Annotated in this window: 11 protein-coding genes; 6 read left to right on the forward strand and 5 right to left on the reverse strand. The window is 60.5% G+C overall.

The features are described 5' to 3' along the window. Positions 1-20 precede the first annotated feature (20 nt). The 5 genes from ABXR19_RS16675 to ABXR19_RS16695 all read right to left on the reverse strand — a co-directional run bounded on the left by ABXR19_RS16675 (position 21) and on the right by ABXR19_RS16695 (position 10136). The gene (locus ABXR19_RS16675) at positions 21-6434 is read right to left on the reverse strand and encodes a hybrid sensor histidine kinase/response regulator (RefSeq protein ID WP_354602283.1); all 6414 of its coding nucleotides are present in this window, start codon (positions 6432-6434) and stop codon (positions 21-23) included. Positions 6435-6535: 101 nt separating this feature from the next. Next, positions 6536-8680, reverse strand: a complete 2145-nt coding sequence (locus ABXR19_RS16680; protein ID WP_354602284.1) for a methyl-accepting chemotaxis protein — start codon at positions 8678-8680, stop codon at positions 6536-6538. Between the two features lie 87 nt (positions 8681-8767). Beyond that, positions 8768-9289, reverse strand: a complete 522-nt coding sequence (locus ABXR19_RS16685; protein ID WP_354602285.1) for a chemotaxis protein CheW — start codon at positions 9287-9289, stop codon at positions 8768-8770. Between the two features lie 23 nt (positions 9290-9312). Further along, positions 9313-9678, reverse strand: coding sequence for a response regulator transcription factor (locus ABXR19_RS16690; RefSeq protein WP_354602286.1), 366 nt, complete (start codon positions 9676-9678; stop codon positions 9313-9315). A 26-nt stretch (positions 9679-9704) separates the two neighbouring features. After that, the gene (locus ABXR19_RS16695; RefSeq protein WP_354602294.1) at positions 9705-10136 is read right to left on the reverse strand and encodes a response regulator; all 432 of its coding nucleotides are present in this window, start codon (positions 10134-10136) and stop codon (positions 9705-9707) included. Between the two features lie 279 nt (positions 10137-10415). Here ABXR19_RS16695 and thiD point away from each other — a divergent pair, with 279 nt between their 5' ends. The 6 genes from thiD (at position 10416) to lipA (ending at position 15312) form a co-directional block, all read left to right on the forward strand. Further along, positions 10416-11240, forward strand: a complete 825-nt coding sequence (thiD, locus tag ABXR19_RS16700) for a bifunctional hydroxymethylpyrimidine kinase/phosphomethylpyrimidine kinase (protein WP_354602287.1) — start codon at positions 10416-10418, stop codon at positions 11238-11240. Continuing rightward, on the forward strand, positions 11237-11851 hold the full coding sequence (gene thiE, locus ABXR19_RS16705; RefSeq protein ID WP_354602288.1) for a thiamine phosphate synthase: 615 nt from the start codon (positions 11237-11239) through the stop codon (positions 11849-11851). The genes thiD and thiE overlap by 4 nt, the downstream gene beginning before the upstream one ends. 61 nt (positions 11852-11912) lie before the next feature. Then, entirely contained in the window at positions 11913-13190 is a 1278-nt protein-coding gene (hemL, locus tag ABXR19_RS16710; protein ID WP_354602289.1) for a glutamate-1-semialdehyde 2,1-aminomutase, read from the forward strand. Between the two features lie 185 nt (positions 13191-13375). Further along, positions 13376-13645, forward strand: a complete 270-nt coding sequence (locus tag ABXR19_RS16715; protein ID WP_354602290.1) for a YbeD family protein — start codon at positions 13376-13378, stop codon at positions 13643-13645. A gap of 83 nt (positions 13646-13728) precedes the next feature. Next, positions 13729-14343, forward strand: a complete 615-nt coding sequence (gene lipB, locus ABXR19_RS16720; RefSeq protein ID WP_435594339.1) for a lipoyl(octanoyl) transferase LipB — start codon at positions 13729-13731, stop codon at positions 14341-14343. Between the two features lie 18 nt (positions 14344-14361). Next, on the forward strand, positions 14362-15312 hold the full coding sequence (gene lipA, locus ABXR19_RS16725; protein WP_354602291.1) for a lipoyl synthase: 951 nt from the start codon (positions 14362-14364) through the stop codon (positions 15310-15312). Positions 15313-15367: the final 55 nt, after the last annotated feature.

Below are 15367 nucleotides of genomic sequence, written 5' to 3' on the forward strand. Positions count from 1 at the left end.
TTGCGCGGGCCAGCCCTGCATCAGTTGCGCTGGGCGGCGATAAAGCTGGTAATCAGTTCGAGCAATTGCTCTTCCTGATAAGGCTTGCCCAGGTAGTTATTCACGCCGATTTCCATCGCATAGTTGCGGTGTTTGTCGGCCATGCGCGAGGTGATCATGATGATCGGGATGTCCTTCAGACGGGCATCGGCACGCACGTTGCGGGCAAGATCGAAACCATCCATGCGAGGCATTTCGATATCCAGCAGCATGACATCAGGCTTGTAATCGACGAGTTTTTCCAACGCGTCAACACCGTCCTTGGCCGTCACGACGAGGAAGCCCTCGCGCTCGAGCATGCGACTGGTGATCTTGCGCACGGTCAGCGAATCATCCACCACCATGATCGACGGAATCCGCGTTTCGACAGGCGGGGTGTAACCCTCCTCGGCCATCTCGGCAGCTTCGCCAAGTACGGCGGCAGGCACGCTCTGACGCGCAGCCAGCGCCACCGGATTCAGAATCAGCGAGATTTCGCCATCCGCCAGCACCGTTGCGCCGCTGTAACCTTGCAGACGTACAAACTGTGGGCCAGCATTCTTGACCACGATTTCCTGATTACCACGCAGTTCGTCGATATGCACGGCCAAGGTCTGACTACCGGCACGCAGGAGCAGGACCCAGTGATAGCGACCCGGCACCGGTTGCGCATGCACGTGGCCCAGCAAACGCGGCAAGTAGGCGAAGGGATACTGGGTATCCTTCCACTCGACAAAGCCCTTGTTGCGAATTTCCTGCAGCGCCGGCTCTTTGAGTTCCAGCGCCTGCTCGACCATGTTCGAGGGAATCGCGTAGGTGCGCGCATCACAACGCACCAGCAAGGCCTGCGTTACCGCCAGAGTCAGCGGCAGGTGAATCAGGAAGCGTGAGCCCTTGCCGGCATCCGAGAAGATGTCGATGCGACCACCCACGGACATGGTTTCGTTCTTCACCACGTCCATACCGACTCCGCGCCCGGCAATCCCGGAAACGGATTCGGCGGTGGAGAAGCCTGGTTCGAAAATCAGCTGGGTCAGACGTCCATCGTTGGGCACTTCATCCGGCCCGACCAGTCCGGCTTCGCGGCCCCGCGCCAGAATCCGCTTATAGTCCAGACCATGACCGTCATCGGCCAGTTCCAGCGCGATTTCATTGGACAGCTGGGTCAGCTTGAGCGTGATCTGGCCGACTTCGGCCTTGCCTGCAGCGGCGCGCACTTCCGGCATCTCGATGCCGTGAGCAATCGCGTTGCGCAACAAATGCTCGATCGGCGCGGTCATGCGATCCAGCACACCCCGGTCGATTTCAATCGCACCGCCGACGATATCCAGATTGGCGCGCTTGCCCAGCTCCTTGGTGGTCTGACGAACCACGCGATAGAGTCGATCCGCGAGTTCCTCGAAAGGCACCATGCGCACGCCCATCAGCGCCTGCTGCAGATCGCGCGAGAGGCGGCCCTGCGCGTGCAAAGCAGAGTCGGCCGCATCGAGATTGCGCAACAAGTTTTGCTGAATGGTGGTGACGTCACCGACCGACTCGGCCATCATCCGCGTTAATTCCTGCAGGCGGGTGAAGCGGTCGAATTCGAGTGGATCAAAATTATCGTGGGCGGATTCTGCTGCTGCGATACGCGACTGCATCTGCGATTCGGCCTGGATTTCCACTTCACGCAACTGATTGCGCAGACGAATCACGTTCTCGGTCAGATCCAGCAGCGAACGCCGCAACACGCGCATTTCACCTTCGATCCGGGTCCGTGCAATCGAGACTTCACCCGCTTCATTCACGAAGCGGTCAATCATCTCGGCCCGTACCCGCAGCGGAGCGCGTTGCTGGGTTTGTGTCGACTCGAGCTCGTCAAACATCGTAGTTTGGGCAACCGGTGCCGCAATGGCCTTGGCGGACTCCACTACAACGACGGCATCGACATCGCCTTCTGACGTCTGAACGCTCGCCACCACCGGAGCCGGCGGATTCTTCAACGCCAGAATCAAGCCACCGATGTGGTCCAGACCACTTTCAAGGTCATCCACCAGCGCCGCGCCGGAATGCTGGGCACGCGCCGAGGTTTCAAGGTGCGTCTCAAGATTGTGAACATACTGGCCAAGGCGCATGGCGCCGGCCATCCGCGCACTGCCTTTTAGCGTGTGCAGGCTACGTGCCAGGGACAATTGCGGGGCGGTGTCAGCCGGATCATCACGCATGTCGCGCAATGCCGTACCGATATCCAGCACCAGCTCATCCGCCTCTTCAAAGAAGATCGGCAGCAACTGCTCATCCAGATCATCCTGCGGACCGATATCCGCTTCCAGCGGTTGCGGTGCATCAGGTACCGGCGGGCTGATCTGCTCAGCAGCCACAGCCGCAGCCGTCGCGGCGGCGACCAAACTGACACTCTCGTCGACAAACGCGGCAGGGGGCGCCTGCTCCACCACCAAGCTGGCGTGGTTAAAGTCGGGATGCAAACCCTCGAGCTGAACAATCAGCTCCGGTGCCGCGGCCGGCATGACGTAATGCACGACTTCGGCGAGCATGCCATCCAGCATCAACACGGCGGTTCCGAACACATCAATTTGCGCCGCAGCGGGCGGCACTTCGGTGTCGGTGAAGCGGTGCAAAGCGTGTTCAAGCGCCTTGCCCAAGGCATAGGCGGGTTCGATCCGCGCTGTACCGGAAATGCCCGCCAGCGTGTGTGCGGCGCGAATCGCGTCGATAGTCGGCACGCGTAGCGGGTGGTTTTCCAGACGGGTATGCTCATCGAGCAATTTGTCGAGCAGTTGCCGGGATTCAGCAATGTACAAATCGTAAAGGCCGCGCGACAAAGTCTGATCGCCGATCGTGACTTCGCTGTCCGTGGCCGTCCACTCAGCCTCGCTTACCGGCGTTTCAACGGGTGACGGATTAAAGGCGTTCAGATTGATGACCGGCAAGTCGATTTCGCCGTCTTCATCATCAATCGCCACCTCCTGCATGCCATCAATATCTTCCTTACGACTCAACGCAGAGAAAGGCCCGGTCTCGTTCTCGACAGCGAATGTCTGAAGAGGCGCGTCCAGCATGGGTTCCAGAGCGGTCTCAGTGAAGATCCGCTCTGACTGCGGCTCTTCAGGCAGCTCGAATTCCGGAACTGGTTCTGTTTCCAGCACAGGCTCCAAAGCCGGCGTCTCGAACTCCTCGGCCAGCGTCGGCACTTCGTCGTCGGGCAGAGCGTCAATCACCGGAATCTCTGCCAGATCGGCAGTGGGCGCTTCTTCAGCCAGCAAGGGCAGTTCGGCCTCGATCTCATCAATCAGGGGCTCATCGAGCAGGATCGCAGGCGCCTCGACCAGTTCCGGCGAATCGCTCATGCTGCCACCGACAAAATCGGTGGCGCTCAGATCCATCTCGAAATCTTCGGGGCTGTCGCCATTCATCATGGCTTCCAGCTGGATGCTGATCATTGAGCTGGTCAAATCCAGCTCGGCAACATTCGCCACGACTGGCGCAACAGCTGGCGCGTCGCCAAGGTCGTCGTCATCATCGCCAAAATCAAAGTCCAGCAGCGGCGCCGCCTCCAGCGCAATCTCTGGCTCGGGAGCGGATTCAACCACCAATGCGGGTTCGGGTTCGGCTTGAGGTTCATCTGCCAACTCGAAATCATCCAGTTCCAGATCCATTTCGAGCGGCAGATTGAGCACGGGCTGAACGCTCGCACCAACCTGCGGCAATTCAAAGCGCGCAGCCTGCGATTCTGCTTCTACTTCGGCAGCCTGCTCGCCAAATTCCGAACTGAATGCGCGCAGCGCGTCGCCTTCGAAATCAGTAACCGCCAGATCAATCTCGGTGTGGATGTGCTCACCTGAAGACAAGGCCGCCAAATCCAGCTCCATCAAGGTGCTGGTCAGGTCCAGTTCAGAGCCTGCCGCGCTGATCGGCAGCATCGCCTCCTGAATGGCGTCCGTAAAAACAGGTTCGATTACCGCTGACTCAAGTTCTGAATCCACTACCGCAGAGCTTGCTGGCGCATACATTTCGTCAGCCGGGCTGTCGAGCGCGCTCAGCAATTGCTGAGCCTGTTCAATCAATGCACTGGCATCACGCCACACCCCGCCACCCGCTTCAAGCTGGTCCACCCACGCAGAAAAGACTTCGTAGGAATGATCCAGCAACGAAATCAGGCTGGCATCGACGTCTTTTTCGAGCTGCAGCCAGCGATTCATCGCCATTTCGATGTGCCGGCCGGCTTCCGAAAAGTCGTTCAGGCCGACCATGCGGCTACTGCCCTTGAGCGTGTGGAACTGGCGCCGGACCGTCGTCAGGGATTCAAAGTCATGCGGCTCGGCGATCACCTTGCTGCGGTGTTCGGCAATGGTGGCGAGAACTTCGTGCGCCTCTTCGAGGAAGATTGCCAGCAATTCGGCATCCAGCTCCTCGTTGCTCACTTCCATCAGGCGCGAGGTATCTTCCGAACGCTGCGGCGTCACCGCTGGCGCAACGCTGGCAAAGGTTTCTGCCAGGGTTTCCTGTGTGGCTTCGCCAGACTTCAGGCTGGCCAAGGCGCTCCTGGCTTTCTGCTCAAGACCAGTGTCAGCCACCAGTTGGGCATCTTCACGAATCGCCTCCAGACTGCTGACCAACTGATCGCGCAGGAACTGATCTTCGGGCGCATCCTTGAGCGCCTCGACGAGATTGTGGGTTTCGCGCGTTTCGCGCTGCAGTTGAGCCTCAACGGTATCACTGGCGGCCGCGACGATCTCTTCGTCGATACGAATACTCGACGGGTTGAGGAAATCATCTAGACGTGCGGCCCCCGTTTTTAGTGCATCGACGTAGAAGCCCAGCGCAGAAAGCTGCTGCGCAACTTCGTCAAGCGCTTCCTGACCCGGCGGTTCCGGCTGCTCGGCAAAGCGGGCAATCGCGGCGGCGTTATCACGCACCAGCGTCACGGCGCGAGGCTCGCCCAGCACCGCAAAAGCACCTTCAATCTGTTTGAGCGGACCGGCTAGGCTAGGTAGCGCATCGCGCTGTGCCGGGTTGCGGAAAAAGCTGTCCAGGGTCTGCTCGATCTGTCCCAGATTGGTCAGAATCTCGCGTGCCAACTGGTTGAAGAAGAGACGTTCCTGGGCGCGGCGCGAAGCTTCGCCAAAGGGCGCCAGATCAAGCTCCGGCACCACGTCGCCACGACAGCGCGCCGACAGCTGGAAGCACAGCAAATCAACCTGCTTGCGCAGCAAGGCCGGATCGGCATTCGGCGACTCATTGGCCTGCTCGATCACGAGCAAAGCCGTGGCAATCTCCATCGACAGATCATCGTTCAGGCGCAAAGGATCGCTGCGCAACCACACGATGGTTTCCGCCAAAGCCAGCAGCAGGCGATCCACCTGCGGCAAACGCATCGGCTCGATGCGCTGTGCCAGTTCGATCAGTTGTTCCTGAAATTGCGGCAGTGCCACGGCCGCACCGGCACAGAAACGATTCCATGAGTCCTTGGCCTGCTCCAGCGCCTCACGCACGCGCAGCACGAAAGGCTGACGCAAAGTGTCGGAAAGCTCGACATCCGGCGACGGCAGGATGCGATCAAGGCCATAGGTGCTGCGCACGGACTGGGCGTGCTTGGAGTCAATCCGGGAGGTTGCGACAAAGTACAGCACGTCGCGCACCAGCCGATCCGCCACCACCTGCGAACCTTCGAGCAAACGCTTCATCTGGGTGTCGATGCGCCGGCACAAAAGCTGGGCAGGCTTGTCCACCGGAATGGCCTGAGCCGTCAAACCCTCGAAAAATGCAATCGCGGCCCACCAGAAAGAGCGCGTGGCCGGCAAGGCCTGAATCTGCTCGATGCGCTCAACGGCACTGAGCATTTCCTGCGGACCTGCAGTCTCCTGCGGCTTGCGCAGCCAATTCAGCAGGCCTTTTTCAAAGCGGCCACGCAGCACGCGCAGCTCGTGTGCTGCGCGCTCGGGAGCGATGGCGTCATTGCTGGCCAACTGCGGACGCAGACTCAAGTCCGGGAAAAACAGCTCGCTCGGCTGCGGAGCGTCACCACCCCGTGCAGCGACCAGGTCCTGATAGGCGGGAAACAGGCGCAGCGGCTGGTGCGGAGCACCGGCCGATATTTCGTTGATGTAATTGCCGAGCATGCCCACGCTGCGCAAAGCCACCGCTAACATTTCCGGCGTCGTCGCCACTTCATTCGCGGCCAGCGCTGAAATCAACTTGTCGATTGCCTCGGCAAACTGCGACACGCCATCCAGACCCACAATGGACAGGGCGCCACTGGCCTGGTGCACATGGCTCTGGGCAAAGCGCAAAGGCTCACGCTGGGCTGGGTCGGCCTGGACTTCAGCCAGACGATCCCGCGCGGAATTCAGCGCAGTATCGATTTCACCCTTTACCCAGGTCAGCGGACCTACATCGAAATCATTATTCAGGCTCATCTATTGCCTCTTGAGCAGACGCGGCACAGCCACCACGAACCGACCCATGCGGGCCGGGGGCAGGAATCGGTACAACCCGAATGGGCTGCACCGCCCATTCATCACACCTTGAAGCCGGACACCGAACCCTTGAGCTCGACAGCCAGATCGGACAATTGCCCGATCGAGACGGCCGACTGCTGGGTGCCGCGCGTTGTGGATTCGTTGATCGACAGAATCCCGCGCATGGCTTCCGACACCTCGGTTGCCACATTGGCCTGACGCTGAGTGTCGGACGAAATCTTTTCAACCAGCGTCGCCATTTCCACCGACACGTCGCCGATCTCGGACAGAGCCTGGCCGGCCGCATCGGACAGCTTGGCTCCCTCAACCACATTGCGGGTCGAGTTTTCCATAGCGGCCACGGCATCGCCGGTATCCGTCTGAATGGTCTTCACAATCGCGGCGATCTGCTTGGTTGCTTCAGCAGAACGTTCAGCCAGTCGCTGCACTTCCTCCGCAACCACCGTAAAGCCGCGACCGGCTTCACCGGCTGATGCGGCCTGAATGGCGGCGTTCAGAGCCAGCACGTTGGTCTGTTCGGTAATGTCGGAAATCAGTTCCACGATTTCACCAATCTCCTGCGAAGACTCGCCGAGGCGCTTGATCCGCTTGGAGGTTTCCTGGATCTGTTCGCGAATTTCGTTCATACCCTTTATCGAGTTCTGCACCGCGTCCGCACCCTTGCGCGCAGCTTCCAGCGAGCGGCGTGCCACCTGCGCGGTCTGCAGGGCGGAGCCGGATACGGCCGTCATCGAGCGGGCCATTTCCTGCACCTGCGAACCGGCCTGGGTAATTTCACGCGACTGGCGCTCTGAAGCGTCGAGCAGTTCACCCGAGAGGCGCTGAGCAGATTCGGTAGCGATGGTCACTCGACCTGCCGCATCGTTGATTCGGCGTACCAGCACGGAGAGTTCTTCAATCGTGTAGTTCACCGAGTCGGCAATGGCGCCGGTCACGTCTTCCGTCACCGTGGCGCGGATCGTCAAGTCACCGTCAGCCAAGTCGCCCATTTCATTCATCAGGCGCAAAATGGCCTGCTGGGTACCGTTCTTGTCAGCCTCAGCAGCCAGACGCTGGCGATCAGCCTCGTCACGCCGTGACGCCAAGTCGTTGTTGTACACCCAGACCAGCGCGGCCAGCAGCAACAAAGCGATCGGGCCAGAAATCAGAATACCGATCAAAAACAGGCTGATCCCGGTAAAGGCCTTGTTATAGGCTGCCGACAGTTCGTTGATCGCGTCGAGCAATTTGCCCGACTCCTGAAACACGGTGACGCCGGCGCGCTTGGCGGTCAGTAGCGGCTGTACGTTGGCAAGAATGCCGCCAACCGCGATCTGGTGTTTGGATCCGAAGAGCTTGAGACTCTCCAACTTTTGCATGGTGTTGGCGTCAACCGTGCTCTCGGTCAGCTGCTTGAGCAAGTCATCAAAGGAGTTTGAGTCACGCCCGAGCAGGAAAATCACCTCCGGATCAACCGACTCGGCAGCCAGCAGGGCATTGGCGTTTTTGGCCATGCGCTGCGACAACATCACGATCTGATTGGCAGTCTCGATGTCGTTGGCAGAGCCGCGACCTTCGAGCTTGGCGCGCGCCACCTGCTCGGCAAAATCGAGCAGCTGGGCGTTGTTGCTATTAATACTGGCAACGGCCTTACCCAAACGGTTGATCTGCTCCTGCTGCTTGGCAACGTCATTGGCCTCTTTCAGGATTTTGCCCCAGACCTCGGTTACTTCATCGAGCTGCGGCTTGACCGAGCGTGGCGTGGCGTCGTAATTGACACCATTGACTTCGCCGCCTTCCGTAATGGCCTTGAGCAAATCGGCAAACGAATCCCGGCTTTCCTTCAGTTCCGAGAAACCGGTACGGCCCGTCGTCACCGCCTGCTGGGCAGCCTTTGCAAGAATCTGCGACAGCGTGGCCATCTGGCCAGAGGCCGAAACGAAAGCCGTACCCTGCGCAGCCGAACGAATCTGCAAGGCCGTCAGCGTCACTACAACGATCAACGCCAGCGTAAACATGCCGCCGATAGTGCGCAGCTGCTCATTCAGTGGCTTGTTCCCGATCAGCCATAACTTTCGACGCGAAGCTGGCGCCACGCTGACCGGCGAGTCGATCATAGTGGCTCGACTATCCATGACCGTATTGTCAGAATTGGCCGAATTGGCCTTGAGGCGCTTGAGAAAGCCAGGAAGTTTCAGTGCCATGCGAGAGCTCCGATATGGTACGGGCGTTGGGTATCGTTGTTATGGGTGCAGCAAAAACTCAGACAACATGGGAAATGCGTGTTCATCTCAGCGCAAATCCGCACTGGCTTCGAGAAAGCGTGGGTCGCTCAGCAATGGGCGCACAATCAGGCGCTTCCAGAGCCGGTTCTGGTGGTCGCGCAAGGCGGCACCAATCCACGGACGCGTATCCGTAAAGCTTTCATCGACGTCGAAATCGTCAGGATTGCGCAAGCCCAGTGCGCGCGAAACCAGCAGGGCGGTGCGCAGACCGTGCTTGGCGCCAATCAGCATCATGCGCGAATCATTGGTCAGAGGCGGCGGGGTTTCGCCACAAAAGGCCGCAAGATCGACCACGCTGAACAGATTGCCGCGCACATTGGAAAGGCCGCGAAACCAGTTACGGGTCAGCGGCACTTCGGTAATACTGGGCGCGGCGATGATTTCACCGGCATCTGAAAGGTCAATCAACCAGTTCTCGGTGCCGGCCACGACAGCCAGCAGCGCCGAGCGGCGATTGGAGGTACTCATCTCCGCGAGCCGCTTGGTCAGATCCTGTTGAAACTCCCGCAGACTGATGCGTTTGGCCATTCAACAGACTCCCTTGTGGACGATCAACCGATCGCCTGGATTTTTTTCAGCAGCTCGGGCAGATCGAGCGGCTTGGTCATGTAATCGAAGGCACCCTGACGCATACCCCAGATCTTGTCAGTTTCCTGATCCTTGCTGGTGGTCATGATGATCGGGATATGGCGCGTGGTTTCTTCGCGCGAGATCGTACGGGTCGCCTGATAGCCATTGATGCCGGGCATCACGACATCCATCAGGATCAGATCAGGGATCTCGGCCTTGGCCTTGACCACGCCCTCTTCGCCATTATCGGCCGTCACCACCGAAAAGCCCTGTTTGGACAGGTACTCGATCAGCGCGAAACGCTCGGTTGGGGAATCATCTACGACCAGAATTTTCTTGATTGCCATGGTGGAGCCTCGAAACAGTGGATATGTCAGCGTTGTTCGCGGAGAGCCATGTGCGCAGACACGGCCTTGAGCAAACTGTCTTTCGTAAAAGGTTTGGTCAAGTATTCATCAGAACCAACCATGCGACCCCGAGCCCGATCAAACAAACCGTCCTTGGAAGACAGCATGATGACCGGTGTCCCCGCAAATTTCGGATTCTTCTTGATCAACGCACAGGTCTGATAACCATCCAGACGCGGCATCATGATGTCCACAAAAATCAGGTCGGGATGGTGATCCGCGATTTTGGAGAGGGCATCAAAACCGTCCTCAGCCAGCAGCACCTGGTAGCCAGCTTGGGCCAGAAAAATTTCCGCGCTGCGGCGAATGGTGTTGCTGTCGTCAATCACCATCACCTTGATGCCGGAAACATCAGCTTTGTCTGCCAACGTGCAACTCCTCTCAAACCATCCGCCCATCCAGTGATGACGGCATGGCAATTTATCAGGCGGCGTACTGAACACGGAAACTGCGGGCCTGAGCCTGACGATCCGGAAGCATACGCGGCATGTTTGTAAGGCAACTATACCAAACTTGCAAGCACTGGGCGCCGCAGAGTGTGAATTGTCGTCTTTGTGCGGGAATATCTGTACTTCGTTTGTGGCCGCCCCGCAACAGCGGAGCCAAAGGCGTTATCGGTTAAACTTCAGGCTTGCGCAGGCCTGCTGCGCATATTTCATTCATTTAGCCGCGTCCCCATGCCAGCTTCTGCCAATCCACTCGTCGTTCTGACTTTCGCCGCCACCGATCCTACGGGTGGAGGTGGCCTGCAGGGCGACATTTTGACCATCGCTGCTTTTGGTGCCCATCCATTGTCGGTGATTACAGGCTTCGCCGTACAGGACACCTCGCGAATCGAGGGGATTTCGGCGACCGATGGCGACTGGGTCGCTGATCAGGCCCGTGCCCTGCTCGAAGACATCCCGGTTCACGCCTTCAAAATTGGGCGTCTGGTCAGCGTGGAGAATGTTGGTGAAATCGCTAACGTGCTGGCCGACTACCCCGACATTCCGGTGGTCTTTGATGCCGAGTTGCGCAGCGGCAACGATCCGCTGGCCGATGAGGAAATGCTCGGCGCGATCTGCGAGCTGCTGCTGCCCCTGTCGACCGTTGTGGTGGTCAATGCCGCCGATGCGCGCCGCCTTGCTCTCGGTGAAGACGAAGCGGAAGACGAGGGTGTTGAGGAGGTCAGCAGCGCAGAATGCGCGCGCCGCCTGATGGAAATGGGCGCGGAACACGTCCTGCTCACCGGTGCGCACGAACCCACCCAGCAAGTCATCAACACGCTGTACGGCGGCGGCGGCGTCCTGCGCACCGACGCCTGGGAACGCCTGCCCGGCGCCTGGCACGGCGCCGGTGACACCCTGTCTGCCGCCCTCGCCGCCCTGTTGGCGCAAGAAATGGATCTCAGCGAAGCGGTGCGTGGCGCGCAGGAATATACCTGGCACACCCTGTCGCAGAGCTGGCGTCTGGGCATGGGCCAGAGCATCCCGAATCGTTTCTGCCGTCGCGAAGACGCATGAGGCGCGGCCTCTATCTGGTCACCCCGGACTGGGACGACACCGCCCGCCTCATTGCTGTGAGCCGTGCCGCCATCCTCGGCGGCGCCACCGTACTGCAGTACCGCCACAAAACTGCCTCGCCCGCACTCAAGCTGGAACAGGCCCAGGCCCTGCGCGTCCTCACCCGTGAACTCGGGGTCAGCCTGATCATCAACGACAAGTTGCCATTGGCGCTCGCCGTGGACGCTGACGGGCTGCATATCGGGCGCGAAGACGGCGAGCTGCCTGCCCTGAGAGCCGCGTCCGGCGGACGTCTCCAGATAGGCGTCTCGTGCTATGGCGATTTCAAACGCGCACGCGCGGCCGTGTCCGGCGGGGCCAGCTACATCGCCTTCGGCGCGATGTATGCCTCGCCCACCAAGCCCGAAGCCCCTGTCGCGCCGATCGAGCTGATCAGCCGCGCCAAGGCGGAATTCATCAATGTGCCGGTGGCCTGCATCGGTGGTATCACTGCCAGCAATGCCGCGCCGCTGATCGACGCCGGCGCTGACTGGGTCGCGGTGATTACCGATATTTATCAGGCTGCTGATCCGCAGGCACAGGCTGCGAAGATCGCCGCACTTTACCTTTGACGCGTGGGCTCACCGAGCCCACCCTACACGCCTCCTTACTCCTCGCCCCTCACTCGCCGCCATGTCCAAAAACGCCGAACTCTTCGAACGCGCCCAGCGCAACATCCCCGGCGGCGTGAATTCCCCCGTCCGCGCCTTCCGCTCGGTCGGCGGCACGCCGCGCTTTCTTGAGCGCGCACAGGGCGCTTACGTCTGGGACGCGGACGGTCAGCAATACACCGACTACGTCGGCTCCTGGGGTCCGGCGATTCTCGGCCACGCCCATCCCGAGGTGATCGAAGCGGTGCAGCGCGCCGCCGTGAATGGTCTCTCCTTCGGCGCGCCGACCGAGGGCGAGATCGAGATGGCCGAGCTGCTGATCAGCTTGCTGCCCAGCATCGAAATGGTCCGCCTCGTCTCCTCCGGCACCGAAGCGACGATGAGCGCGATCCGCCTTGCCCGGGGCTTCACCGGCCGCGACGCCATCGTCAAGTTCGAAGGCTGCTACCACGGCCACGCCGACAGCCTGCTGGTCAAAGCCGGCTCGGGTCTGCTGACCTTCGGCAACCCGTCCTCGGGCGGCGTGCCGGCCGATTTCGCCAAACACACGCTGGTGCTGGACTACAACAGCATCCCCGCGCTGGAAGAATGCTTCGCCACGCGCGGCAAGGAGATTGCCTGCGTGATCATCGAGCCGGTGGCCGGCAACATGAACCTCGTGCGCCCCTCGCAGGAGTACATGGATCGTCTGCGTGCGCTGTGCACTAAACATGGCGCGGTACTGATCTTCGACGAAGTCATGACCGGCTTCCGCGTCGGCCTGCAAGGTGTGCAAGGCCTCTACAAGATCACGCCGGATCTGACCACGCTGGGCAAGATCATCGGCGGCGGCATGCCGGTCGGCGCCTTCGGCGGCAAGCGCGAGATCATGCAAAAGATCGCCCCACTGGGCAACGTGTATCAGGCCGGCACCCTGTCCGGCAGCCCGGTGGCCGTGGCCGCCGGCCTTGCTACGCTCAAGCTGATCAGCCAGCCCGGTTTCTACGAAACCCTGTCCGCGCGCACCAGCGCCTTCGCCACCGGCATGGCCGCAGCGGGCGCGAAGCACGGCATCGCCTTCTCGGCGCAGGCCGTCGGCGCAATGTTCGGCCTGTACTTCAGCAAGGAAGTGCCGCAGAGCTTTGCCGACGTGATGCGTTCGGATACCGAGCGCTTCAAGCGCTTCTTCCACCTGATGCTCGACACTGGCCACTACCTTGCGCCTTCTGCTTACGAGGCTGGTTTCGTCTCGGCAGCGCATAGCGAGGCAGATCTGGCAGCGACGATTACGGCGGCGGATGCAGCGTTTGCACAGCTCTGACAACACCCCTGCAAGAGCCGCGCTGAGCCTTACTCTGCAGGCATGCCTGCCGGAGAAGTCCGCCCGGAGAGGCTCTTCGGGCATGTCTGAACAGGGACGACTTTACCGGATAATTACGCCGCTTGAATTACGACGGCACTGGCGCCATATATTGGCGTTGATACAAGCCTGAAACAGGAACGGCCATGACCGAAGAACGTACGACCCTGCTGGAATTTCCCTGCGATTTCCCGCTCAAAATCATGGGCCCGCGCCATGACGATTTCGCCCAGGTGATCGTCTCCGTGGTGCTGGTGCATGCGCCTGACTTCAATCCGGCGACCATTGAAATGCGCCCTTCCTCCAAGGGTAATTACCTCTCGCTGACCTGCACCATCCGCGCCACCTCGCAGCTGCAGCTGGATACGCTGTACCGCGAGCTGAGTTCGCACCCGATGGTGAAGGTGGTTCTTTGATACGGGAACTGGGGGCTGGGGACTCGGAACTCGGAAAAGCGGGGGCTGCCCAGTCCCCAGTTCCCAGTTCCCAGTCCCTCACCCTGCGCCAGCTGGGCGTCGTCGAATACGCAACAACATTCGCAGCCCAGAAACGCTTCACCGCCGAACGCGGCCCGGACACGCCCGACGAACTGTGGCTACTGCAGCACGAACCGGTCTATACACAAGGCCTCGCCGGCAAACCCGAACACCTGCTAACGGCCAGTGAAATCCCCGTCGTGCAGATCGACCGGGGCGGCCAGATCACCTATCACGGCCCCGGCCAGGCCGTGGTCTATCTGCTGATCGATCTGGCCCGGCGCAATCTGAAAGTGCGTGAGCAGGTCACGCTGATGGAACAGGCCATGATCGACGTGCTGGCCGCCTACGGCATCGCCGCCGAGCGCCGCGGAGGCGCACCGGGCGTGTACGTGAAGGATGCCAAGATCGGCGCGCTGGGCCTGAAGATTTCACGCGGCTGCAGCTATCACGGCCTGTCGCTGAACGTGGATCTGGATCTGGCGCCCTACCTGCGCATCAACCCCTGCGGCTACGAGGGCTTGCGCAGCACCAGCCTGAAAGAAGAAGGCGCCAGTACCACGACCGACGCCGTACTGGCACAATTGGCAACCCGGCTGACCGAACTGCTGGATCGCGACTATCCCCTCGCGCACTAAAAGAAAGCCCCCGACGATATGAGTACAGAGCATCCGAACAAACTGCGCGGCGCCGACAAGACAGCCCGCATCCCGATCAAGATCGTGCCGGCCGAAAAGCTGCGCAAGCCCGAATGGATCCGCATCAAGCTGGGCACGGCCGAAGAAACGGCGCGCTTCAACGAGATCAAGGAAACCCTGCGCGATCACAAGCTGCATACCGTCTGCGAAGAAGCCTCCTGCCCGAACATTCACGAATGTTTCGGCAAGGGCACGGCCACCTTCATGATCATGGGTGACATCTGCACGCGCCGCTGCCCCTTCTGCGACGTCGGCCACGGCCGCCCGAATCCGCTGAACCAGGACGAGCCGGCCGATCTGGCCAAGACCATCGCGGCGATGCGTCTGAACTACGTCGTCATTACCTCGGTGGATCGCGATGACCTGCGCGACGGCGGTGCCCAGCATTTCGTCGATTGCATCCGCGCCACCCGCGAGGCCAGCCCGAAGACCCGCATCGAAGTGCTGGTGCCGGATTTCCGCGGGCGCATGGACGTAGCCCTGGCGATCTTCAAGGAAGCCCCGCCGGACGTGATGAACCACAATCTGGAAACCGTGCCGCGCCTGTACAAGGCTGCCCGCCCGGGTTCCGATTACGCCTTCTCGCTGAAGCTGCTGCAAGAGTTCAAGAAGCTCCACCCCGAAGTGCCGACCAAGAGCGGCCTGATGCTGGGCCTGGGCGAAACCGACGAAGAGATCCTCGAAGTGCTGCGTGATTTGCGCGCGCATGACGTCGAAATGCTCACCATTGGCCAGTACCTGCAGCCTTCCGGCGGCCACCTGCCGGTGCTGCGCTACCCGCCCCCCGAGACCTTCAAGATGTTCGAAACCGAAGCGCTGAAAATGGGCTTCAAGAACGCCGCCTGTGGTCCGATGGTGCGCTCGTCGTACTGGGCGGATCAGCAGGCGCACGGCGCCGGCGTCGTTTAAACACTGCCTGCAAAGCCGCGCTGGACGGACTTCTTCGAGCATATAGCCCGAAGAA

The sequence above is a fragment of the Uliginosibacterium flavum genome, assembly GCF_040566545.1.
Lineage (GTDB): Bacteria > Pseudomonadota > Gammaproteobacteria > Burkholderiales > Rhodocyclaceae > Uliginosibacterium > Uliginosibacterium flavum.